This window comes from Vibrio breoganii, assembly GCF_001677275.1.
In the GTDB taxonomy this organism is placed as follows: Bacteria; Pseudomonadota; Gammaproteobacteria; order Enterobacterales; family Vibrionaceae; genus Vibrio; species Vibrio breoganii.
Genome location: NZ_CP016178.1, coordinates 453,383 through 478,073, shown reverse-complemented (window position 1 = coordinate 478,073; position 24,691 = coordinate 453,383). Strand labels below are relative to the sequence as shown.

The 24,691-nt window shown below is 42.3% G+C and carries 16 protein-coding genes; 11 read left to right on the top strand and 5 right to left on the bottom strand.

All coding sequences use genetic code 11. The features are described 5' to 3' along the window. Positions 1–119 precede the first annotated feature (119 nt). A complete protein-coding gene (locus A6E01_RS15135) occupies positions 120–926 on the top strand; it encodes a hypothetical protein (RefSeq protein WP_065210607.1) in 807 nt (268 codons plus the stop codon). Positions 927–1,005: 79 nt separating this feature from the next. On the opposite strand, the gene A6E01_RS15130 is transcribed toward A6E01_RS15135, so the two are convergent. The 3 genes from A6E01_RS15130 to A6E01_RS15115 form a co-directional block, all read right to left on the bottom strand. Next, the gene (locus A6E01_RS15130) at positions 1,006–2,577 is read right to left on the bottom strand and encodes a polysaccharide lyase 6 family protein (RefSeq protein ID WP_017032106.1); all 1,572 of its coding nucleotides are present in this window, start codon (positions 2,575–2,577) and stop codon (positions 1,006–1,008) included. 80 nt (positions 2,578–2,657) lie between these two features. After that, positions 2,658–4,433, bottom strand: coding sequence for a sodium:solute symporter family transporter (locus A6E01_RS15125; RefSeq protein WP_017032105.1), 1,776 nt, complete (start codon positions 4,431–4,433; stop codon positions 2,658–2,660). 860 nt (positions 4,434–5,293) lie between these two features. Further along, positions 5,294–7,075: a sodium:solute symporter family transporter gene (locus A6E01_RS15115; protein ID WP_065210605.1), complete on the bottom strand. Its 1,782-nt coding sequence runs from the start codon at positions 7,073–7,075 to the stop codon at positions 5,294–5,296. 1,727 nt (positions 7,076–8,802) lie between these two features. On the opposite strand from A6E01_RS15115, the gene A6E01_RS15110 reads away from it, so the two are divergent. The 10 genes from A6E01_RS15110 (at position 8,803) to A6E01_RS15060 (ending at position 21,517) form a co-directional block, all read left to right on the top strand. Then, a complete protein-coding gene (locus A6E01_RS15110) occupies positions 8,803–9,570 on the top strand; it encodes a carbohydrate deacetylase (protein WP_065211021.1) in 768 nt (255 codons plus the stop codon). Between the two features lie 513 nt (positions 9,571–10,083). Beyond that, entirely contained in the window at positions 10,084–10,848 is a 765-nt protein-coding gene (locus A6E01_RS15105) for an oligogalacturonate-specific porin KdgM family protein (protein ID WP_065210604.1), read from the top strand. 79 nt (positions 10,849–10,927) lie between these two features. Then, positions 10,928–12,799, top strand: coding sequence for a LamG domain-containing protein (locus A6E01_RS15100; protein ID WP_065210603.1), 1,872 nt, complete (start codon positions 10,928–10,930; stop codon positions 12,797–12,799). Positions 12,800–13,154: 355 nt separating this feature from the next. Then, positions 13,155–14,263, top strand: a protein-coding gene (locus A6E01_RS15090) for an IS3 family transposase (RefSeq protein ID WP_156744627.1) whose coding sequence is annotated in 2 segments (ribosomal slippage) — positions 13,155–13,407 and positions 13,407–14,263 — 1,110 coding nt in all. Because the reading frame shifts where the segments join, the coding sequence is not laid out codon by codon here. 761 nt (positions 14,264–15,024) lie between these two features. Further along, a complete protein-coding gene (locus A6E01_RS15085) occupies positions 15,025–15,783 on the top strand; it encodes an oligogalacturonate-specific porin KdgM family protein (protein ID WP_065210601.1) in 759 nt (252 codons plus the stop codon). A gap of 91 nt (positions 15,784–15,874) precedes the next feature. Next, on the top strand, positions 15,875–17,107 hold the full coding sequence (locus A6E01_RS15080; RefSeq protein ID WP_065210600.1) for a right-handed parallel beta-helix repeat-containing protein: 1,233 nt from the start codon (positions 15,875–15,877) through the stop codon (positions 17,105–17,107). Positions 17,108–17,263: 156 nt separating this feature from the next. Beyond that, the gene (locus A6E01_RS15075) at positions 17,264–18,211 is read left to right on the top strand and encodes a polysaccharide lyase family 7 protein (protein WP_065210599.1); all 948 of its coding nucleotides are present in this window, start codon (positions 17,264–17,266) and stop codon (positions 18,209–18,211) included. 332 nt (positions 18,212–18,543) lie between these two features. Then, a complete protein-coding gene (locus A6E01_RS15070; protein WP_065210598.1) occupies positions 18,544–19,305 on the top strand; it encodes an oligogalacturonate-specific porin KdgM family protein in 762 nt (253 codons plus the stop codon). Between the two features lie 463 nt (positions 19,306–19,768). Then, positions 19,769–20,449 carry an oligogalacturonate-specific porin KdgM family protein gene (locus A6E01_RS15065; protein ID WP_065210597.1) on the top strand — a complete coding sequence of 227 codons (681 nt, stop codon included), beginning with the start codon at positions 19,769–19,771 and terminating at the stop codon, positions 20,447–20,449. A gap of 381 nt (positions 20,450–20,830) precedes the next feature. After that, complete coding sequence (locus A6E01_RS15060) at positions 20,831–21,517, top strand: oligogalacturonate-specific porin KdgM family protein (protein ID WP_065210596.1); 687 nt, start codon at positions 20,831–20,833, stop codon at positions 21,515–21,517. A 520-nt stretch (positions 21,518–22,037) separates the two neighbouring features. Here A6E01_RS15060 and A6E01_RS15055 read toward each other — a convergent pair. Both A6E01_RS15055 and A6E01_RS15050 read right to left on the bottom strand, forming a co-directional pair. Next, on the bottom strand, positions 22,038–22,745 hold the full coding sequence (locus tag A6E01_RS15055; RefSeq protein ID WP_017027875.1) for a 3'-5' exonuclease: 708 nt from the start codon (positions 22,743–22,745) through the stop codon (positions 22,038–22,040). A 3-nt stretch (positions 22,746–22,748) separates the two neighbouring features. Further along, positions 22,749–24,614 carry a DUF294 nucleotidyltransferase-like domain-containing protein gene (locus A6E01_RS15050; RefSeq protein WP_065210595.1) on the bottom strand — a complete coding sequence of 622 codons (1,866 nt, stop codon included), beginning with the start codon at positions 24,612–24,614 and terminating at the stop codon, positions 22,749–22,751. Positions 24,615–24,691: the final 77 nt, after the last annotated feature.

Genomic DNA, 24,691 nt, shown 5'->3' with positions numbered 1-24,691 from the left:
TAAAAGCACAAATTCTCAGCACACAAATAATATATGCTATTAAAATCAATAAGTTAGTTATTGGCATCATAGTTGCTTGGTTAAATATGATAAATGTCTTCATAAATAAGGATGTGATTATGGACATATCAAGCAACATGCTACTGATCAACCGAGCAGGTCTCACCAATGCGCTCTCTTCGCCCTTTGAATCCCCTATCACCCAAGGGCAACAAGCCGTCAAGTTTGTGTTTGATGCAATAGATGCGGTGCGACTTCATCGTTCATTTGTCTACGAGGAAATGACAGGTGAAGAGATAGATCAAGAGGCGTATGCCGAAGTTAAATCGACGCTGTTTTCCCTAAGTAACAAAGTCAGTAACTATAGCTATCTAGGCAGTCGACCTGAGCGGCACGTCTTAAGTATGCGTCTAGAAGCCTTAAGCCAAACCAGTGATGAACAATCACTATCAAAGCGACTCGTCGTTCACGGACAAACGATACGTTTATTATTCTTTTGCTGTGATTGCGCTGTGCTCAGAAGCCTTAAGGGGCAAGAGTTATCAATGACGCGCTATAACGAACAATGGCAAACATTGATGGATACTGTGGATGCGTTAACACAATATCGAATCTGTATCAGTTCGGTGGTTCAAAACGGATTACGAAATCCAAAGTTGTTGGTAGGACGCGCTAGCAATTTATTGAATAAAGCGAAGCGTTTTCAAGATCAGGGTTTTAGTAATCAATATACTCTGGATGAAGCCATCGCTCGTCTAGCAGACTCAATGCACGACCTCACCAAGGGTGAAGCTATCTCTGCACCGTTGCTCTATCTCGACACTAGCTTCATGTCGTTCGAGCTTATCAAAGTATACAAACAAATCGTTAGAGATCAGCTAAATCGATGCAAGAACCAACAAGATAGCGGCAAGATGCCTGCATAAGCAATCACTAAGTTAACTCCAAAGAAAAAGGCGAGCAATGCTCGCCTTTGTTTTACCTAGCCATCTACGTTGTTATTTTTTATTGAATTACGTAGTCTGGTCCTGCAACCTCAGCGGTGATGATCTTCAGTTTAGAAGCATCAGCACCGACGTTTTCTGCAGATTCAAAGCCATTCACGTTTGTGATTACTGGCAATTCAGTAGAGTAGTTAGAAACTTGCTCCGCTTCTGTCACTTGACCAACGTACACTTCATCGGCATAAGTTGCAGCATCAAGTGGGAAGTCAGCAGTAGCGCGAACAGCAACAAACTCAGGGTTAGCAGAGTTGTCTACAAGGTTCTTGCTAAAGTGTACATCTACACCACCAAAGATATTTTCCACTTCTTTGTTGTCGAACAGGCTTACACGGTGAGTCTGGTTGCCATAGACAATGCCCCACTCTGTATCAACTAAAGTATTGTTTTCAATAGCGATGTTCTTTGGCGTCCACTGCTTGTTTAGCTCTTTGCCTTTCACAGATTGGTCAAGCTCTTCGCCATTCGCTACATCGATGATGCCGGTATTGATAACAATACCACCACGAAGATCCGCATTACCTTCAATCAGACCATCACGGCCACGAGTGTTAGCAATGTAGTTATTACGGATTACATGGTCTTCATCATAGATACGCATGCCGCCAGTAAGACGCTTGCCATTACCTAGAATTACGTTGTCTTCAACGACGTTGGCTTTACCGTGGCGAAGAGAAATCAATGCTGTGCTTTCAAAAATAGTGTTACCGCCAATAATGTTGCCACCTGATTTAATGGAGATAAGCTCACGCTCACCGTCCATGTTAATCATTAGGTTCTCAACAAACTGGCTGTTTGATGGCCATTGTGATGCTTTAGAGTCACCAATTCGAATCGCTTCCCAGCTGTTGCCGTTGTAGCGGATCGCTTCTTTAATGTCGAACTCATTGAATTGGTTTGGTTTTTGGTCCAAGAAAATGTTGTGCTTGATAATGTGGTTATCAGGCGTTTCATTTTTCTGAACACCGATCAAAGTACCGCGTTTTTGCTTGCCTTCAAAACGGTTATTGATCACTTGACCATCTTTACCCCATAGAGAAACCCAAAGGTACTTTGGATACTCTGAGCGGCGCTCGTCTGGTTCATATGGGTAATCATCATTGAAGTAGTAGAATGTTGAATTCTTCAGCGTGATTCGGTCACCCATCATACGTACGCCACCAAAGCGCTCGTTTGGACCGCCTTCAGTGAATACCAATCCATCTAAAGTAATGCCATCACCGTTCAGTTCAAACTGAACAAGGCCAGTGATCCAAGCAGTACCTGCCTTTCTCGCTTTAATCGTTACGTTGTTCGCTTCAATAGTCAGTTGACCAAGGTTGCGATACTTGCCTGGTTCGATTTCAATCACGTCACCGTTTTTGGCGTTGAGGATCTTCTCACGAAGTGCATCAACTTCACCTTTATAGGCATCTTCCATAGACGCTTTTTCAATAACCGTTAAACGATCACTTTCTAAAAGCATGCTGCGGTTTACATCCGCAACGGTCATAGGCTCTTCTGGTTGAGAGTTGTTGAAAAGGCTACATCCAGACAAAGCTAACGTAGCAGCTAAGGCAATGGCAGTTTTTTTCATGTTTTGTCTCTTCTTTTTAGGGATTGCAAAGCAAAAAATGCGGGCTAAAAAGGCCCGCATTAAATAATTATGAAACTCTATTATTCCGCGGTTTGTTCACGCAGTTCTTCGACTGTGTCATCCACTGCTTTAACAAGTAGTAGACCAACACTTAGAACAATCACACCACACAATACGAAGATCATGCGTCCCCATAGTGGGTTAGGTAGCAAGAACATTAGCATTACACCAACACCTGCAACTGCGATAAGTGAACCAAGCATACGACGCTGTTTGTTATCCAGTACTTTCTGTTCGTTAGACTCAGCAACTAGTGGAGTGTCTAGGTTCTCGAAGAACTTATCTACGTCCGCTTGACGCTCAGCTGTAAGTGGCTTGTAGAACAGTGTAGTTAGGCAGAAGAAACCTGCTGTAAACACTAGGTGACCGATAAGACCGATAGCAACCTTAAGATCTGACCACTCACGACCAGTAAGAGGCTCAAGGTTAAACCAGTTAGCAACCATATCAGCTGTAATTACAAAGCCTACGTAGTAAGAAACAATAGCACCTACTACTAGCGTACCCCAACCTGCCCAGTCTGGAGTCTTCTTAATGAAGAAGCCACAGAATGCTGGAATGGTCATTGGGAAACCGATTAGAGCACCTACATACATCATCGTATCGAATAAGCTTAGACCTTTTAGCGAGTTAATGAATAGTGCTACAAGGATAATTGCGATACCGAAGAAGGTAGACGTCAATTTAGATACTACTACTAGCTCTTTTTCAGTTGCGTTTGGACGACAAATCGGCTCGTAGAAGTTCTTAACAAAGATACCCGAGTTACGGTTTAGGCCTGAGTCCATTGAAGACATTGTTGCTGCGAACATTGCTGCAATTAGAAGACCAACCATACCTGCTGGCATGAATTCTTCTACAAAGTATAGGTAAGCGAAGTCACCTGCTTTAGAACCAGCTTCTGGGTAGATAGCTGCTAGATCAACACCTTGACCTGCAATGAACCAAGAAGGCATGAACCAAATCATTGGACCCATAGTCATTAGAACACAAGCAAGAAGTGCTGCTTTCTTAGCATTCTTAGAATCTTTAGCCGCAAGGTAACGGTAAGAGTTAAGCATGTTGTTCGTGATAGAGAACTGCTTCACGAAGATGAAGAATGCCCAGATACCGAAGATGCTTAGGTAGTTAAGGTCGTTACCCGAAACGAAAGAAGCGCCTTCGTCAGTCGGGAAGTTAGCGATAATTTCACCAACACCGCCACCTTGAATGACAGCAACAACCGCACACGTTACTGTTACAGCCATGATGATAACCATCTGCATGAAGTCAGATGCAATTACCGCCCAAGAACCACCCGTTACAGACATTACTAGTACAACAAGACCCGTAAGAACGATAGTCGTTGTCATGTCGAAACCGAAGATGCCTGAAGCAATGATTGCTAGACCGTTTAGCCAGATACCTGCAGAGATAACGCTGTTTGGCATACCAGACCAAGTAAATACTTGCTCGTTAAAAGAACCAAAACGCATACGAATCGCCTGGATTACCGTAACAACACGTAGCTGACGGAACTTAGGAGCGAAGTATAGGTAGTTCATTAGGTAACCAAATGCGTTTGCAAGGAAGATTACCGCTACCGCGAAACCATCTGCGTACGCTTTACCAGCTGCACCGGTAAATGTCCAAGCACTGAACTGAGTCATGAAGGCAGTTGCACCTACCATCCACCACAGCATACTACCGCCCCCGCGGAAGTAATCACTTGTTGTACTTGTAAACGTTCTGAACATCCATCCTATTGCAATCAAGAATAGGAAATAGACACCAACAATAACTGTATTGAGTTCCATTTGTAGACCTTTGTGAGATTGATTTCTTTGTGTAAGTGCGAAAAGTCTAACCAGAACAACCGCTCACTTGTACTACAATAAGGCTTAAATGTGACGAATACCTCGTCAAATACTGATGAATAAATCATACAAGTGATCTAGATCTAACATTAAGTAACGTTTGAAAACTTGCAGAAATGCACATAGAAACATACTGTTACATGCTGTAATGAGCAGTTACAGACGGAAATGGTAGAGACTGATCACATTAATCATGCAATCGGATGATTGGTATTCATTATTGAGGTTATGGGGAAATTTAAGAGAAGATTCACCAGAAAGCTCAATAGTATTACTATTGGTAATTGAGTGGTTCACCTCTAAGCGTTAAGACGTGACTACTTGATTGAGGACAAACACGAAAACGAACTAATAGGATGCACGTGTTATCTCCAACCACACCGTCGACTCTGATCCAACGTCGTCTAAAACCCACCGTCGTCTTCGAAGTGTTTTATCGAAGACCTTTTCAACTGTTGAGCTATTTAGGTCCTCGATAGAAGCACTCGAGGACGACGGCAATCGACCACAAAACCTCAGAACCATAGCGCCATAGCTCCATAGAACCGTAAATCCGCACAGCAAACTCACCACACCCCTCCGTCATCTCCGAACGCTTTTCTGGGCCAGCACACTGGTCGGAGATCTCTTCACCAGCTACACTCCCAAAAATCCACAATAAACCACACGAGTCAAAATTGAAACTCGCTCTTCTAACTTGCAGCTTGCAGCTAAAATCTGTCAGCTTCCCCTCCCCCATAAACACAAAAAGCGGGCCCAAAGGCCCGCTTTAATATTCAAGTTTGCTTTAATCTAAATGATTATTTAGTAGCAACACTCTCTTGAAGATCTTCAACAGAATCATCAACAGCTTTCACAAGTAGAATACCAACACCACCAACGATTGCACCACATAGGATGAACACGCCGCGGCCCCACATTGGGTTAGGTAGGAATGCCATTAGCATTACACCAAGACCCGCTACTGCAATTAGTTTACCTAGCATTTGACGCTGTTTGTTATCAAGTTTCTGTTGAGCTACTGACTCAGAAACTAGAGGCGTTGATAGGTTACCAAAGAACTTGTCTACGTCTGCTTGACGCTCTGCAGTTAGAGGCTTGTAGAACAGAGTAGAAGCGATGAAGAAACCACCTGTTAGTGTGATGTGACCGATAAGACCGATAGCAACCTTAACATCAGACCATTCACGTTTAGTTAGCTCTTCTAGACCAAATGCGTGAGATACCATGTCAGCGTTGATAACGAAACCTACGATGTAAGAAACGATAGCACCAACGACTAGTGTACCCCAACCTGCCCAATCTGGAGTCTTCTTGATGAAGAAGCCAAGGAATGCTGGGATAGTCATTGGGAAGCCGATTAGGGCACCAACGTACATCATTGTATCGAACAAACTCAGACCCTTAAGTGAGTTGATGAACTGTGCGATAAGAATGATCAGGATACCGAATACAGTAGAAGTGATCTTCGATACTGTTACTAGCTCTTTCTCTGAAGCTTTACCTTTACGAACAACTGTTTCGTAGAAGTTCTTAACAAAGATACCTGAGTTACGGTTTAGGCCAGAGTCCATTGAAGACATTGTTGCTGCGAACATTGCCGCTACAAGTAGACCAACCATACCTGCTGGCATGTATTCTTGTACGAAGTATAGGTAAGCGAAGTCACCTGCTTTAGAACCTGCATCTGGGTAAGCAGCTGATAGGTCTACACCTTGACCAGCGATGTACCAAGAAGGCATGAACCAGATGAATACACCACCAAGCATAAGTACACATGCAAGAAGTGCAGCTTTCTTAGCGTTCTTAGAATCTTTTGCCGCTAGGTAACGGTAAGAGTTAAGCATGTTGTTCGTAATAGAGAACTGCTTAACAAAGATGAAGAATGCCCAGATGCTGAAGATGCTTAGGTAGTTAAGGTTGTTACCCGCAACGAAAGAACCTGTGTCGCCTACAGGGAAGTTATTGATGATTTCACCAACACCGCCACCTTGAACAACAGCAACTACCGCACAAGTAACCGTTACCGCCATGATGATAACCATCTGCATGAAGTCAGATGCGATTACCGCCCATGAACCGCCCGTTACAGACATAGCAAGTACAACCAAACCTGTAATCCAGATGGTCATTGTCATGTCGAAACCGAAAATACCAGAAGCGATGATTGCGAGTGCGTTAAGCCAAACACCTGCAGATACAACAGAGTTAGGCATTGAAGACCAAGTAAATACCTGCTCGTTCGCAGCACCAAAACGCATGCGGATAGCTTCGATTACCGTAACAACGCGAAGTTGGCGGAACTTAGGCGCAAAGTACGCAAAGTTCATGAAGTAGCCAAATGCGTTCGCTAAGAAGATGATAGCTACTGCGAAACCATCGTTGTATGCCTTACCAGCAGCACCAGTAAATGTCCAAGCTGAGAACTGAGTCATAAACGCAGTTGCACCAACCATCCACCAAAGCATGTTACCGCCGCCACGGAAGTAGTCACTAGTGGTGCTTGTAAATGTTCTAAACATCCAACCTATCGCAATCAAGAATAGGAAGTAGATGCCAACAATTATAGTATTGAGATCCATTGCATTACCTTAAACTGTAAATAATTATTTCAAATCCAGTTCAGTCTAAACAGATATCCCTATCTTTTGTATTACAATACTTCATAAATGTGACCCATGACTCAAGACTAGCTCTAGATTAAATCATACAAGTGATCAAGAGCAAAAAGACCCATAAATCGCTACAAAATACCCACAAATGTAACTAAATACTTCTGAGGCACCATTATATAAGGCGTGGCGTATAAGAACATAAGGCTTATGTTCCCAAGCAAAGTAAACGCAGCTAATAAAACTCAAGTCAAACATGTTGCAGATGACACATTTCAATACAAATAATACTACTTAATTGAACCGCCATTTCATTGAAAATTCGAAGTTATGACATGGCACAGTGACCTTTCTCAGAAGAAAAAGTGAACAATTGAGGGCCAGCAGCTTGGAAGTAGCCTCTTATAGAGAGTCTTAAAAACACGTTAAAGCAGTGTACTTACCTACTTTCTTTGTCTAAGCGTTATAAATTTAGGTAAGGTTTAGATAGGACTTCGGGATACGATTTGGCCCGCAAACGTAAAGAAGCACCCATAGTGAAAAGCAAAATCTTTGATAAAAGCCCTTTACGAACCGAAGCACTGTATTCAAGGCAAAAAAAAACCCATAGGCAAGTGCAAAGCCTATGGGTAAATCGGTGGTGTACCGAGCCTAAACACTAGAAGGGTATGTTTAGGCTGTTATTAGTAGTTATGGAGCTTCACTATCAAAAGTCGATTCCATCCTCGAACCCACTTTCTTTAGTAATTGTTTACTAAGGCAACACTCGTTGAGTCTTGTCTTCTAGTATTCTGTTTCAATAGCGCTTAAAGCCTCTATTGAATTGGTGCAGCAAACAGACTTGATAACCTAGCAAACCCCTAGAGGGTATGCCGTTTTTGCTCTCTGCGACCCCAATAAGTATATTGTATTACAAATAACAAAAGCAAGTTTAAATACACTATTTGAGCAATAAAAATTGCCTAATTTGCTTCCTGTCAATCATCGACCCGACAGAAAAACCAAATATAACAATACGATACCATCAGTTACAATTAGCGGCGAATATCACCAGATGAAAGTTAGACTTTACGGAAATGAGATCGATTTCACAGATGAGGCACAATCTAACCGCAATTATTTGTAAGACATATCACAGAAAATGAAAAATGATTTGTAGGGATTCTAGTAGTGCCCTACTCGCCCACCCAATCCGCACAGCTTTGGGTTACAAAGGAAATAAAGGCCAACTACAAGCAACCCGTTGCAATTGCGCTCAGATAGGGGGGCTTTTTCAAACAACGGCTATTAAAGCAGTGCTCCACTCTAACCTTCCCCCTATAGTTCTTGCTTTAACTCACAGCTGACAACCTGACTTCCATACACAAGTATTGATAGTCGACCTAAATGTGATTTAACAGAGTGTATGCCTTATTCGATCACTACTTTTATATCCATCTGATTAATAAACGTCGTCCCCGGGGGTTTTTATCGGGGACCGTTTATAGAAACAGATGCCCGACCAGAGTGCTGGCCGAGAAAAGCACTCAGGCATAACGGATACCCTAAAGTCCGAGTTGTGATCAAGATACATGCTGACAGCTTGAAGCTGATCGCTACAAAATCCCTATAACCTCACAGAGCTACAGAATTTTTCATAAACTCCCTCAATTTAGATAGTATATTGAGACCTCTAGATGACAACGAATTACTTAACAATGAAGCTAATCTTCAATGCCGACGACTTTGGCTTAACCGAGCAAGTCAATATCGCCATCCAAAAAGCAATGGCATTTGGGATTGTGCGGTCCACGACTATAATGATGAATCAGCCTGGTACTGATCATGCGATACACCTATATAAAGAGGGAACGATCCCAGAGGTAGGATTGCATCTCACTTTGACAAGCGGCAAACCACTCTCAGATCCAAAGCTCATTCCCGATCTTGTAAACGATAGCGGCTATTTCCTAACAAGGAAGGAACTAACAGAAAAGCCGAACATCTCTTCTGAGCAAATAACTCGAGAGTTTGCAGCTCAATATCGGCTAGCTATAGAGTCTGGTCTGCAGATCAATCATATAGATAGTCATCACTTTGCTGCTGTCTACCCAGCCCTTAAAGATGCTTTTATCCATTTCGCTAATAACATTGGGCTACCAGTAAGACGTGCAGATGCGGTATTCGAAGGCCAACACGGTTTAAAAGTTCCTTGCCCCGATGTATTTGATATTGGCTTTTATGATGAAAGTGTAAGCTTGGAATGGCTTAAAAACCGATTATTAGCACACAAAGCGAACTCACAAGTAAGCTGCGTCGAATTCATGTGCCATCCGGGTTATAAACAAGATAGTACTTTGCAAACACTATCTAGCTATGTATCTCTCAGAGAGAAGGAATTAGAGATATTGACGTCTGTTGAGCTAAAAAAATGGTTGGGTGGCAATGATATAGAGTCTGTTGGTTTCAATTTCCTATCTAGATAGCAACGCCTATTGTCTTGAGAAACTCGGATTAATCTTCAATAAACTGCCCCTTTACTACTTCTTGTATTACTACTATGAATCAATTTACCTCATCAATATTCACCAATTGTATTCTTTTATAACTCTTGGCCTAACAAACTCCCCCTCCAAAATTCTCAATCAACAATGCCAAATTTCATCTTTTTCAAATGACATTTCGCTCACAAATAGCAACAGACCGTTACAAATAAGAGTTGAAAACCCAGTTTAGATTCGAGTTTTCATCTCAAAAACCCCTCGAAAAGTTCAAAAAAGACAAAAGTTAAGCTGTAAAATTCTAAAACAGCAAATGATTCGCTTGTTTTTTAACCGATCTCGTTCGAATTTTGAGAGATCGCCCTCACTTTTTTTTATGCGCTTGAACACTGAGCATCAAATTGTACTTACGTCACAGTTTGTAACCAAGTGTTACCATAAACTAATTGTCATACATTAAGTCAATTACTCAAACGGACAAAAAGGGTAAATCTCCCCATGAAAAACAATAAAATTGCACTGGCAGTGGTAGCCACACTTTTCGCAGGCGCAGCAAGCGCAGGTACTTTAGATTACCGCACAGAATACAAACACGATGATGAGAAATGGGCTCACCGTGCAAAGATTGGTTCAAGTGTAAAAATCTCTGATCCAGCAAAACTTTACTTCAGCATTGAGCAAAAATGGCAAAGTGAATCAAATGATGATGGTTCAGTAGATTTCTGGAACAACACATCACGTGGTGACTCTGAGTTTGATTGGGGTGTTCGTTACGCTCTTGATGGTGGCTGGTGGTTACAACCAGGTATGCCAATTACTTTCGCATCAACTAAGACTACCTACAAACCTCAATTCCGTGTGGGTTACAAGGCAGGCTTTGGTCTAACTACTGCACTTCGTTACCGTCACGAGTTCCAAGATTACACTAGCGATGGCGGCACATTTACTGATACGGACGGCAATCAAGTCGACCGTGCTGATAAAACCTTACAACAAGGTAAGTGGACTCTTACTGGTTCGTACAAATTTTCAAACCCAACTTTTAAGAACCTGAAGCTGAGCTACGAAGCTAACTACGTTAAGAGCTACGAAAACGAACGTAAAGCAAACAATGAAGATTGGGAATGGGATCTAGGCGTAATCGTTGGTTACCAGATCGATAACTTCCGCCCATACATGGAATTCTGGACAGTTGACCAAGGTTCTTCTGCAGAAGACAACCGCCAGCTAAGAACACGTATCGGTCTAAAGTACGCGTTCTAATAACAACTAATTAAACAAAATTAGAACGGGTAACACGGAGTCGCCCGTTCTATTACTAACGTGAAAAGAGAGAAGTTATATGGAAATTTCTAAATCAGCGATTGCAGTAGCAATTTCAGCAACATTTTTGTTTGGCTGTGACTTTGATGTCGGCCCAGATTCTGGTGGCGATAGCGGCACAACACCAACAACCCCAACTTCTGACCTAGTAGGTCCTTACTGGAATTTTGAAGCTGCATCTAGCGCTTCAACTCAATCTACTGACCTTCCAAACATTTACGTTTTTGATGGCGAAAATCAAAAATACTACACCGATAACACGTCAGATACTGTCCTTGGTACCTATGTAATTCTTACAGAAACCTATAGCGAAGAAGACGGTGTAGTTACTTTCACCTACTATGACGCTGAAGGAAACCCAACTAAGGCTACAGGCCAATTTGAAGTTGTCGATGGAAATATCACCATTGATACGGATACAGTAGGTGTTCTAAACGGTACTGACGATCAAACTGAAGAAGTTAAAGCGGCAGTTGCAGCAGCGAATGCTGAAGCTGGTTTTAACAACCTTGTTCAGATTCTAGATACAAAAAGTGATGATACGGGTGAGCTTCGCCTGAAACTTGCTGACTCATCAACTGACGTGCCGGTAGATCAAATAGCTAGCGGTAAAATCACAGTAGACTTGATCTATCAAAAGCATGAAGATACTGAGCAAGTAGAAGATGAAGACGGCAACAACGCTTACATCACGCTTTACGCTTCTGGCACAGGTAATGCGCAGTTGTACGGTGAAGCAGTATTCAATAATGGCGAAATCTTCTACCGTTCAAACACTATCGAAGGTGGAAAGCCACAACTATCTGATGCGATCGGTACTTATACATTGGGTGAAGATCTTGCTGTTGAAGTTGAATGGGGTAACGATGAGTACTCTTTCTCTGTCAACGACACTACATATGGTCCTTTCCCGTACGCGGCTGATAATACTCCAGTACAAGTAATTGCTCTTAAAATGGGTGACAACAGCAATACAACACACTTTGAACTACTTGCTGATAACTTCAAGGTTTATAACATTGAAGGTGCAAATGAAGAGCTAGTATTCGAAGATAACTTTGACGGTTACGCTATCGGCCAAGACCTATCTGGTAACCCATATAACAACAACAGTTCTGAAGCTGTGGTTGTTAGTGCAACAGGTGAAGAGCCAGAGCCTACTCCAGAGCCTGATCCAGAACCAACTCCAGATCCAGACTTTCCAGTAGCTGACTTCGCATGGGATTTCTCAGCAGTTGATGGTGGTGCAGTTATCGGTAGCAAATCTCTTACGATCAGTAAAGATAGCGATAATCCTAAAGTGATAACTGATGGCGCAGTAGAAGTCGATGGTGCAGTTCATACTACACAATCGCTGACTTCAGGCACCTACGGATATTACTACACTGCAATGGAAGGAACTTCGGATCCACTTGCATTTACTGACGGTACGTTTTCAATGGAAATCGTCTTCAGTATTGACGATGTAACATTCAACCCTGGCTTTAGCCAAGACCTACAGCTTTTAGAGAACACTGATAGCAACAAGGGTTACAAGTTAATCATTGATAAGAGCTCTTTAAAACCTAAACTACGCATTTACGATGGTTCAGGTAGCTCATCGGTAGAAGCTGAAACAACTGTTGCAAATGGCGAATTCATGCATGTTGTAGCAACGTTTGATAACGGCACTGCTAAGGTTTACGTCAACGGCGTTGAAGAGGGTACTGGTGGCGATCTAACTTTTGTTCCTAACACTAAAGATGGTGACAAGGTATATGTTGGTGGTGGTTCAAACTCATCTCAGAAAAACCTTGAAGGCGCACTTGATAACGCAGCATTCTTTAACGATGTGCTAACTGCTGAAGAAGTTGCACTTCGAGCTGCTGAGTTTGGTTTTACTACTAACTAGACAACAAAGCATATTTGGAAAACAAAGCCATAGCATCTGCTATGGCTTTTTATTGATGCTAACGAATAGTTTTAAACCTTTCATTGCAAGCCACACAACTAGCTTTCACATTCAGACTTCAAATTATAGTATCCTCGCCTGCTGTAAAATCACACACCTTCAACCTGCCTCATTAAACAGCGAAACGCACGCATATAAAAGCAAACTACTTGAGTCTCACCTACGCTCTAAAAATCAACAATAACAAACATATTGACTGCAAAGTCTTTTGTATCCAGAAGTGGTCCCCGATTTTCGGACATGACTTTAAGTGATTGATCTGTTTTGATAGTACCCAGAAATACTGGAGCAGATTATGACTAGAAAACGCAGAAACCACTCTCCCGAATTTAAAGCTAAGGTGGCATTGGCTGCCGCTAAAGGTGATAAAACTGTCGCTGAGTTAGCACAGAAGTACAACCTGCATCCCAACCAGATCTCAACATGGAAGAAAGAGCTGCTTGAAAATGCAGCCATGATCTTTGCCTCTGAAAGTCAGTTGGGCAAAGACAATTCTGAAGAAGTGGACAAACTCCACGCTAAGATCGGTCAATTGACCATGGAAAATGATTTTTTGGCGAAAGTGCTCGATCGTTAGATCGAGCACAGCGAAAGAGTTCGCTGGATAAATCCACCCAACTACCGATAAAGCGCCAGTGCGAGCTTCTCAATATTGCTCGCTCTACCGCTTATTACCAGCCCATCGGACTTTCTGCTGAGGAGATTGAATTGCGCCGTATGATTGACGAAATTCACCTTCAGTATCCGTTCATGGGCAGTAGGCGTGTTCGTACTGAGCTAGCTAAAAAAGGCCATAAGGTTAATCGCAAGCGTATCGTTCGAATCATGCGTGACATGGGCATTGGAGCGATTTATCCCAAGCCAAAAACGACACTGGCGAATAAAGCACACAAGGTTTATCCCTACCTATTGCGTGACATAGAAGTTACTTACCCCAACCAAGCGTGGGCAATTGATATCACGTATGTCCCGATGGCTAAAGGGTTCCTCTACCTTGTTGCTATCATCGATTGGTATAGCCGTAAGGTACTGTCTTGGCGGTTATCTAACACCATGGATACTAGCTTTTGTATCGAAGCTCTTGAAGAAGCGCTTAAGCACTACGGGCCACCCGATATCTTCAACTCAGATCAAGGCAGTCAGTTTACCAGCACTGAGTTCACACAGAAGTTAATTGACCATAATGTACGGATCAGCATGGATGGGAAAGGTCGTTGGATCGACAACGTTTTCATCGAACGATTATGGCGAAGCCTGAAATATGAGGAGATTTACTTAAAAGCTTACACCACGCCCCGTGAAGCCGAACTTGAAATCGGTTACTACATGGTGTTTTATAATGAGGAGCGTAACCATCAGGGACTCAATAACCTTACCCCTGATGAAGCCTACTTCGGCAGGTAGAGATACGCAGCATGAGCTGGATCAACCACTTAAGGAATTAGCTTATGTGTCCAACCATTGGGGTCCACTTCTATCCTCACTTCCTCACCTCCCAAATTCTATGTGACAACTGCCTGAGTATTGTTTAAACAAGTATAGAGTCCTATTTTCCGTTTCAAACTACAGCTATATCTTTGCCATTGGTTAGTAAACTTCCCTCACCAATAAGAAGTGTCGAAGCTTCAAAACGGTAAAATCATGAACGAAAATCTAATCTAGCACCTTCCAAATCATTAATTGTATGATTTATCGAGGGATTAAATTGTAAGTAATTATTACAAATCATCATACTTATCTCTAAGTATAGATAACCGTTCTATCTTCAAGCTTCGCTGGTATATAAAGAAAAGAGCATCTGAAATTTATGTATCAAAGCGCCCAAACAATCGCCCCCAAGAGCAATCAATTGCACATAAAGTGCGCTCATAATAACAGGAACCCTAAGTGCTGGTGTTTACCCCTAAATATGTGAAATATGTCGCATAAAAACCCAAATAAAAACCAAAAACAGAAAATAAACCCACTAAAAAACATGAAGCTCGACATCTTTTTCGGCCAAAACAAGGGTATTTTCTGAGATCTCCATCTCATTTCTTTTTATAAAACGGCCATCTGAATAGTAATCTGTACCTTCGTCACAGTTTCTAGGAATCCATTCCAATAAACTATTTGTCATACATTAAGGCAAGACATCAGACTTACTCAAAGGAAAATTAAATTCCATGAAAAACACTAAAATCGCATTAGTAGTGGCCGCATCTCTTTTCGCAGGCTCAGTTAGCGCCGGTTCACTTGACTACCGCGCAGAATACAAACACGATGAAAAGACCTACGCGCAGCGTATTAAGATTGGTGAGTCTGTAAACATTGCAGACAAGACAAAACTTTACTTTAGCGTTGAACAGAAGTTCCAAAGTAGTGACAACACAGACTTTTGGAACCAAATGACTCGTGGTGATTCTGAGTTTGATTGGGGTATTCGCTACGACATCAACAAGCAGTGGTACATACAGCCTGGTATGCCAATCACGTTTGGTAATGAAAGAACGACTTATAAACCACAACTACGTGTGGGGTACAAATCAAGCTTTGGCCTAACTACTGCTCTTCGTTACCGCCATGAGTTCAGAGAGTATTCAGATAGCGATAGCAACGGCAACCGAACTCTTACAGATGGCACAAGTGTTGCCTCTGCTGGTAAAACTTTCCAAGAAGGGAAATGGACTCTTACTGGTTCATACAAATTCTCTAACCCAGATCTGAAAAACCTTCGCCTAAGCTACGAAGCAAACTACATCCACAACTACGATGATGTTCGCCTCTATAACAACACCAATGAAAACTGGGATATCGGTGGCATCATCGGTTACCAAATTGGCGACATCCGCCCATACATGGAATTCTGGAATGTTAAAGGTGCGGGCTCAACAAGCGATGACCGCCAACTAAGAACACGTATTGGTGTCGCTTACTCATTCTAAGTTACCAAATTCTAATAGATAAAAATGGTCAGACTTTAGGCCCCACAGTTCCAACGTCTGGCCTTAGAAACAAATTATAAGAGAGAATATTATGAAAATTACTAAAACAGCTATCGCAGTAGCGATTTCATCAGCGTTTTTGTTCGGCTGTGACTTTGATGTGGGTAGTGAAAACAACGAACCTACAACTCCACCTCCTACTGACCCAGGCGAACCTACAGAAGTTTATTCTATTGAAAACATCTACTGGGAACTAACAGGTGGCGACATTTCATCGCAATCACTCAGCGGAACTTCACCATATCTGTTTGATAATGATGAGGAAGGTACACGTGCTCTAAGCATTTACAGTGGTGACGTAGATAGTGGTTACACTTTTGAGAGTTCAGCATATACGGCTGAAAAAGAGGGTGTTGTTTCCTTTGATGGTAATGACTGTACTTATACAGTAGCTGACAAACAACTAGAAATGACCTGTGAAAACGGTGGCGCAGAAACAGCTTATTCAGGCACAGAAATTGAAGACCAAGATGTTATAACAGCACTAGAAAATGCTACTGATGGAAAACCTAGATCCGTAGAAGAAGTGAACGCTGCAATCGCATCAGCAGTAGATGGCGCTACTATTGGCTTATCATCTGAAGGTACGTTTGATACAGGCGTTATCGAACTAAATAAAGCAGTCACACTTGATGGTGCTGGTTTAGCAACCATTACCGGAGATGCTTGTATTGATGTCACTGTACCAGGTGCGGGTATCAAAAACATGACTTTTGCCAATGACAATTTGGCAGGATGCTTTGGTAGAGAATCAGCAGGTACTTCAGATAATGAAGCCGGTGCGATCGTCATTGGTAAAATTGGTAAAGATTCAGATCCTGTAGCGCTTGAAAATCTAAAATTCGATGCAAATGGCATTACCGAAGAAGAAGATCTAGGCACTAAAAAAGCAAGTTGGTTATTCTCTCGTGGCTACTTTAGGTTAGACAATAGCGAATTTGTCGGTTTGAGTGGCAGTCTCCAAAATAATGCGATTCGTATTAACTGTAGCAGTGACAACGGGCGATTTGGTTCACAAATCACAAATAATACATTCACTATTACCCCTGGTGGTAGTGATGTTGGCGGCATTAAAGTTGGTGACTCTAGTGGTGCTATCATAAAACCTAGTGACGATAACCTTGGCTGTAATGTTACTATCGAAAGCAATACGTTCAATGGTTATAAAACCCTACTTTCAGAAGACAACACTAGCAACAATAGAAATACAGCTATCTACGCACAACCAGCTGCAGTATCTGGTGAAGAAAATATCTTGAACTAAACCTAAGAATATCAAAACAGACAAGTAATTGACTTGCTGTTTGCTTATCTTAGAACCTGACTGATTCAAAGCCATAGCAACTGCTATGGCTTTTTGATACTGACGAGTTCTTCCTACCATGCTGAAATACACAAACTTCCTTCTGAAGACATAGAAATGACCAAGAAAATAAACATTTTTACTCCATTTGTTATCGCTATCATTCTAAGTGGTTGCCAAGGTAGCTCAAAAGACAACGTTCAAAATAATCCAGTACCACCAGTAGAACCTGGTGAAGGCTGGAATATAGAACAATGGAAAATAACACTTCCCGTGAGTGAATCGTACTACAAAGAACACTTTGGCGTCAGTTCCGGTTTAAATGATCGCGACAGCGCTGTCGAATTGCTTCCAAGTAAATGCAGTGGCAAGGATGTATTCTCATTAGAAACATCCCTCCCCTATTTTTATGTTGCTGATAACGAAGATGTTCACTTCATTGTTGATTTAGGTGACGCCGGAATATCCACCACGACCAACACTAAGTATGCACGTTCGGAGTTAAGAGAGCTGTATAACTATAATTCTTCTAGCATCTGCTCATCATCCACGCAAAACTGGACGGTAGACGACGCAAACCACCAACTGCAAGCACAGTTGCAGATTGAGGATTACCCGAACATCTCAGGGAAAGACCCAAAGGTCATTGTGGGACAGGTGCACGGCTATAAAATCAAGCAAGCCCTGATTAAGTTACAATGGGAAGGTGGGAATAAACCTATTAGAGCAATCTTAAACAATACTTTCTTACCTGACGATCAATCTTGTAGCTATTGTAAATCGTTCAGTGTGGACTTAGGCACAGCCGAAGCGAACTCAGACTGGAGATACAATATCGAAGTGAATGAAAATGGTGTTGTATTAGAGGCTGCCGGAGTAAGTAAATCATTTGCTTGGGGCGAAAAAATCGAAAATACCGGTTATGCACTAGACCCAGATTGGGCGCATAGCGATAACAGTTTCTACTTCAAAGCAGGTATCTACCCGCAAATAGAGCCTAGCTCATCGCTTTCTGGTCAAATCTTCGACGTAAGCTTCAGTGAAATAAAAATCACCCACCAATAATTGTTACTGTTACATTTACCTGTAAGCGGCCATGTGCCGCTTTTCTTTTAACTAGATCACACCCATCCGCTATTTGTATTATAAAAATATATAACACCACCTCTAGTCTTGTACATTAAAACAGCGTACGGGTTATTTTAGAAAAATAATTGGAACTTCTCCACCCCTTTCTATACCTGCCTTGCAACTAGTTTCAACACAATTTTCCACGCAAAAAAACATAAATACGCTCCCCTTAGAGATCTATGTCACATCACTGAATATCGCAAATACTTAAGATGCTTGTCATACATTACGACTTATTAGCAAACGTAAGCAAAGGTTAACAACCAATGAAAACAATGAATAAAGTAACAATCGCACTACTTACTACAGTTGCAGCAGCATCTGTAAACGCTGGTTCTCTTGACTACCGTGGAGAGTACAAACACGAAAGTGAAGAGTTTGCACACCGTGTTAAAATTGGCTCTTCAGTTAAGATCTCTGATCCAGCAAAACTTTACTTCAGCATTGAACAGAAGTTCAACAGCCACGATAAGTCTGACTTCTTCTACCAAGTAGAGCGCGGCGATTCTGAGTTTGACTGGGGTGTTGCTTATACTCTAAATAAAAACTGGTACGTGCAACCTGGTATGCCAATCACTTTTGGTAATGGTAAAACCACCTACAAACCACAACTACGTATCGGTTACAAAGCTGATTTCGGTCTGACAACAGCCCTACGCTACCGCCATGAGTTCCAATCTTTTGTAGATGGCACGTCAGATGCAACATCATCTGATGGTAACAGCAAAATTTCCCGTGATGGCAAGACTCTTCAGCAGGGCAAAATCACACTAACAGGTTCTTATAAGTTCTCAGATGAAGCATGGAAAAACCTTCAACTTAGCTATGAAGCCAACTACAACCACAACTACGACGACGTTCGCCTGTCTAACAATGAAAATTGGGAGTGGGATCTTGGTGTGAAAGTAGGCTATAAAATTGATAACTTCCGTCCATACGTAGAGCTCTGGAATATCAAAGGTAAAGACGGTTCAAAGACTGATGACCGCCAACTTCGTACACGTGTTGGTATTACTTACAGCTTTTAAGCCGTAAGCATGCAGTATATTTAGGCGATAGAGTGTCTATCGCCTAGTTTTTCACTAATCAAAAAGTGAAGCTAGCTTGTTTACAAAAGCTTAAATCTTCTATTCCTCCACCGCACACAACAATTAGGGTTTAACGACTTATTTAAAAGTTCCCTTTCAACACTGCCACCTGTGAAACAGATCACCTTTTGTACACACCTGAATTCAATTGTATTATTAATATATGTAAATAAAGCAAGAGATTTAGCACATTTCTAACTCGATTAGCTTTTTTTATGCAACTAAATCAATACACGCTGAAAATATTATAAATCAAGTACTTACAATAAATTCAATATCATCTTGAAAAACATAAAAGCTAAAATCGACACTTAAGGTGACGAAGATCACATGCATCCAATCACCAACACCCTTAATATATTTGTCATACATTAACACCAATAATGACTCCTAAGGGTTATCCATGAAAGCTTTAAACAAAGTTACTCTTGCTCTACTTACTACTGTAGCGGCTACTTCAGTAAGCGCTGCTTCTCTTAACGTTCGTCACGAATACAAGAGCCACACTGAACAGCACTCTACCCGTATTAAAATGGGCGACAGCATCGGTAACTTCTACTTTAGTGGTGAACTTAAATTTAAAGGCGCTGACGGCGACTTTATGAAAGATCTTAAGAACAACGGCTGGGAACTAGACCTAGGCTACCGTTATAAGGTTGACGGCACTAACTGGACTATCCAACCAGGCATGCCAATTGAAGGCCGTGAAAGCGGTATGACATATAAGCCTCAGCTACGTGCTACTTACGCTCTAGAAAGCGTTGACGGCCTTAGCCTAAGTGCTCGTTACCGTTACGACATCAAAACCTACAGCAACGGCGACAGCACAGAAAACCGTCACCGTATTACTGGTAACGTAAACTACTCTGTAGCTGATTGGAAATTTGGCTTCGAAGCTAACTACTACAACGCTGATGGTTACAACATCTACGACAACACAGAAGAAAACTACGAGCTAAACCTAACGGCTGGCCGTAAGTTTGGTGACTGGTACCCATACGTTGAGTTCGGTGATGTGAGCACAAGTTCTTCTAAAGCGACTCGTGAACTGCGTAGCCGTGTAGGTCTAACTTACAGCTTCTAATTACTTGTTTAAGTAACTCTCTTAAAGGCCTCCTATCAACGGGAGGCCTTTTTTCGTTTAGACTCCCTTGTTTCCCCCTACCAGTTCCATCTAGCAAGCCTACTGTTTTTGAAAATGCACAAATATGCATCGCCATTAGTGAATGTAACAAAATGCGAACGCAGATCGTTAATCGAAATGACATTTTAATTCTTTTTACAAATCACTAAATCAGATAAAAATCCATTTATTACAATAAGTTAAAGGTATCCAGTGTATTGATAATATTGGCAGTTCTAAAACCACAAACATTAGTGACGGAGATCACATTAAGCACACGTTAAACCCCCTAAGATGCCCGCCCTTATATCAAGACTGTAGATAGTCCCTTTGAGTTACATAATGAAAACCTTTAAGCCTACATCCCTAATACTAACAGCTTGCACAGTAGCAATTTCACTACCTTCATCCGCTGCATCATTTGACGTTCGTCACGAATACAAGAGCCACACTGAACAGCACTCTACCCGCGTTAAAATGGGTGACAGCATCGGTAACTTCTACTTTAGTGGTGAACTTAAATTTAAAGGCGCTGACGGCGACTTTATGAAAGATCTTAAGAATAACGGCTGGGAGCTAGACCTAGGCTACCGTTACCAGGTTGACGGCACTAACTGGACTATCCAACCAGGTATGCCAATTGAAGGCCGTGAGAGCGGTATGACATACAAACCTCAGCTTCGCGCTACCTATGAGTTTGAATCCGTTGCCGGTTTAAACGTAAGTGCCCGTTACCGTTACGATATCAAAACCTACAGTACCGGAGAAAGCACGGACTTACGTCATAGACTTACCGCCAACGTCAATTATGCGTATGCCGATTGGCGTTTTGGTTTTGAAGGAAACTATTACAATGCTGACGGGTATGAACTGTACAACAATACGGAAGAAGATTACGAACTGAACCTAACGGCGCGTCGCGTAATTGGAAGTTGGGCGCCCTACGTTGAGTTTGGTGATGTAAGCACAAGCCCGGAGAAGTCGACTCGTGAGTTACGCAGCCGTGTTGGTGTAACATATAGCTTCTAGCCAGATTCTCACACACGATTATTAAAGATTTGGCTAAGTTGTCACCCTCGATACAGTAACGCTGTTGACTGGGATCTTGGGGTGCGCTGCAAGTAAACCACGTGCGCTCTAAGAGTCTGCTGACCCGGCATACCGGATGACATTTTTTGTAGTCGGTCGATGTTGAATTGTACGGAGTAGATTCCCGACCAGTGTGCTGGCCCAGAAAAGCACTCGGGAATGACAGGAATTGAGGCTCGAACTCTTACCTTCGTCGTCCTCGAGGGCTCTTATCGAGGACCTGTCTAGCTGAATGTGTAGCATTAGATTCCCGATAAAAACATACGGGAATGACAGGCATTTGACACTCGATCCCTTATCTTCATCGTCCTCGAGGGCTCTTATCGAGGACCTGTTTAACTGAATGTGTAGCCGTAGATTCCCGACCAGTGTGCTGGCCCAGAAAAGCGCTCGGGAATCACAAGCAATTCAATCTAGGTCCTAGGTCCTAGGGCCTAAAACCCTAGTACCCTACTCCCCCTCAATTTCCCATCTTATACAAATAGCCAAACTTCAAATCATGATTAGGTTCAAGACGCTTAACTTGTGCCATAAGTAACTCAGCCGTAGCCAGAGCATCACTTAATGCATTATGACCGTTGTATTCGGGCAGTTTATAGCGTGCTCGAGTGCCGGACAGCGTTAGATCCACATCTTCAACATCATTACGTGCTTTTGCCATCTTTTTCTCAATACACAAAGTATCCAACCAGATTAGCGGTAAATCCCACACGTGGTAGTTGCTCTTCAAGTATCGGTTGATGAAGTTGGTTTCGACCACACAGCCATGAGCCACAATAACTTTGCCTAAAGCCGCATCGTAAAATGATCGCATTGCGTCGTGTATCGACACACCTTCATCGAGCATCTGTGGAGTGATGTGGTTGATTATCGCCGTCTCTGGCTTAACCTGAGACTCTTGGTTGATATAGAAATGACAGGCACTGGTAAGGTCTACCTTTCTCTTGGATAACACCACCCAGCCTATCGACAAGATCAGATCGTTTTCGCTGTCTAATCCTGTGGTCTCAAGATCCAGAATAATGTAATCCAAATCATTGTGTAGAGTCTCTACCTCCGGAGAAGGGTTCTCTAGCAATCTCTTGAACAGTCTTGGCGTCGTCTTACTATCTACTAGTGACTTTCTTTTACGCTTAGTGCTTTCTAAAGGATGAAAATATTTAAACATAATCTATCGCGTCCCGAATCTCACTTTTGCAGCCTCTTGCAGATCGGCAATGATCCTAAACGCATCCTTTAGATGCCCGCGCTCAAAACTACCAAAGCTATTTGGATCGATGTGATTGTTTGGCTCTTCGCCATTCTTCAGCGCAGTCAACTGATGGCTAAATCTAAACGACAAGATAAACTCATACGCCCCTAAAATGTTCTTATATGAATCTTCAGACAGTAAGCCCTTCTCATACGCAATTTGAAAGCGCTTGTCTGTTGCTGAGGTATCACTCTCTACCGCTAAGCCGTAAATTCGTGCCAAATCGATAATGAGGTTTATGGCATACTTCTTAACGTTGAGTGTCTTCTTGTTCTCACCCGATTTTTCTAATACAAGGCTGTTGAAGATACCTAATGGCGGACTGGTATTCACTGCATCGTTTGTCAATGAAACTAAGAACTCTCGGCTGTTACGAATGTTCATATGCATTTCATCGCGGAGAATTTTTTCAAAGTCATTGTTGCCGTAAACGGAACGAATTTCTAAGAATACGCTGATGTTAAGCAGACGCTCGTATTCTGGATTTGCTACCCACTTTTTGTAGTAGTGCTTCCACATGCTAACCGGTTGTAACCATTTCGGGTTTGCCGCCATGTAATTACCAGGACATAGCGGATAACTACAGCTTGCAAGGCCATTACACACAAGGCTAGCAAGATGTTTAAAGTAAATCTTATCGTTATCGGTCGCATCATCAGTCAGTACGATGGCACTGTCTTGGTCTGACAGCATGTGTACTTCGTTTCTCGCGTGAGAGCCTGCCACAATCCACGCAAACTCACACGGTGGAGGCCCCAACTTATCAATAGATATCTGAATAATTCGGCGAGTATACGCATCCATGATCATCGTCATTACCTGCCCAATGACCTCTGGTGCAACCTTCCCTTCCACCAAAGCTTCGAAGATAGCTTGTCTTTCTGGGGTAAAGCTCGACAGAGACTTGATACTGGTGGCGTACTTGATTTTCTCAATCAAGAAAATGGCTTGAACGCGGTGATTCTGTACAAGGTGAGAGGTGGTTAACAAGCCAATCACTTTATTGTTTTCAACAATTGGCAGGTTGCGAATATTGAATTGCATCATTACCGAAGCAGCATGCAACACTAAATCATCGGGTGCGATGGTCAATGGCGAGTATGTCATTACCGAAGAGATAGGCTGGTCGATAGACGCACCTAACGCGATCACTCGCTTGGTCATATCTCTATCAGTAATCAAACCCACGATTTCATCGTTATCATAGATAACAGCACAAGACGAGCGCTTAACTATACGCATCTCATGAGCCACTTCTTGGATTGTGTTGTTCGCCTGCATGACCGCAACTCGGCCACTAGCGACCTCGCTTACTCTTTTTATGAACAGACCTTTTTCACGATCTGACCATACAACATCTAAAGCCGATTTGAGGCGGACTTGCGCTTGGGATGCAAAGTGTTCCGCGCTCTCAGGAGATGACTTAAACAGTTGCTGCAGTGCAGAGTGAGGAATCAAGTAGAGCAACGTATGCTCAATCGCTACTGCCTTGTAGCCTTTGTCGCTATCGATTTCAGAGTCTAGAAACGTAAAACCGAATAGGTCTTCAGGCCCTAGGCGAGCGCGCAGTACACCATCGGATTTTCGCTGCTCCATAGAACCGGTACGCACGATATACAGGTACTTCTCATCACCCTCAACACAGAGATCAACATCTTCTCCCTTACTGAGATAGGTGATTTTCACCTGAGACGCGAGCTCTCTAAGAGCTGGTTTTGGGATCTTGTCAAAAGGGTCAATCTGACTGATAAACTGAATGATATTGGGTAATAGAGATTGAGGCATAGAAGTTCTCGTAAACTATAGTGAGAGCGCCAAACGGCTAATTAGTCTTATTATATATCTAACGTGCGAGTTAGTAA

Excerpts from the sequence above, each read along its gene's own strand:
- A6E01_RS15100 (WP_065210603.1), top strand. The coding sequence starts at position 10,928 with ATGGAAATTTCTAAATCAGCGATTGCAGTAGCAATTTCAGCAACATTT.
- A6E01_RS15125 (WP_017032105.1), bottom strand. The coding sequence starts at position 4,433 with ATGGAACTCAATACAGTTATTGTTGGTGTCTATTTCCTATTCTTGATT.
- A6E01_RS15080 (WP_065210600.1), top strand. The coding sequence starts at position 15,875 with ATGAAAATTACTAAAACAGCTATCGCAGTAGCGATTTCATCAGCGTTT.
- A6E01_RS15070 (WP_065210598.1), top strand. The coding sequence starts at position 18,544 with ATGAAAACAATGAATAAAGTAACAATCGCACTACTTACTACAGTTGCA.
- A6E01_RS15050 (WP_065210595.1), bottom strand. The coding sequence starts at position 24,614 with ATGCCTCAATCTCTATTACCCAATATCATTCAGTTTATCAGTCAGATT.
- A6E01_RS15060 (WP_065210596.1), top strand. The coding sequence starts at position 20,831 with ATGAAAACCTTTAAGCCTACATCCCTAATACTAACAGCTTGCACAGTA.
- A6E01_RS15130 (WP_017032106.1), bottom strand. The coding sequence starts at position 2,577 with ATGAAAAAAACTGCCATTGCCTTAGCTGCTACGTTAGCTTTGTCTGGA.
- A6E01_RS15110 (WP_065211021.1), top strand. The coding sequence starts at position 8,803 with ATGAAGCTAATCTTCAATGCCGACGACTTTGGCTTAACCGAGCAAGTC.
- A6E01_RS15105 (WP_065210604.1), top strand. The coding sequence starts at position 10,084 with ATGAAAAACAATAAAATTGCACTGGCAGTGGTAGCCACACTTTTCGCA.
- A6E01_RS15075 (WP_065210599.1), top strand. The coding sequence starts at position 17,264 with ATGACCAAGAAAATAAACATTTTTACTCCATTTGTTATCGCTATCATT.
- A6E01_RS15135 (WP_065210607.1), top strand. The coding sequence starts at position 120 with ATGGACATATCAAGCAACATGCTACTGATCAACCGAGCAGGTCTCACC.
- A6E01_RS15065 (WP_065210597.1), top strand. The coding sequence starts at position 19,769 with ATGAAAGCTTTAAACAAAGTTACTCTTGCTCTACTTACTACTGTAGCG.
- A6E01_RS15055 (WP_017027875.1), bottom strand. The coding sequence starts at position 22,745 with ATGTTTAAATATTTTCATCCTTTAGAAAGCACTAAGCGTAAAAGAAAG.
- A6E01_RS15115 (WP_065210605.1), bottom strand. The coding sequence starts at position 7,075 with ATGGATCTCAATACTATAATTGTTGGCATCTACTTCCTATTCTTGATT.
- A6E01_RS15085 (WP_065210601.1), top strand. The coding sequence starts at position 15,025 with ATGAAAAACACTAAAATCGCATTAGTAGTGGCCGCATCTCTTTTCGCA.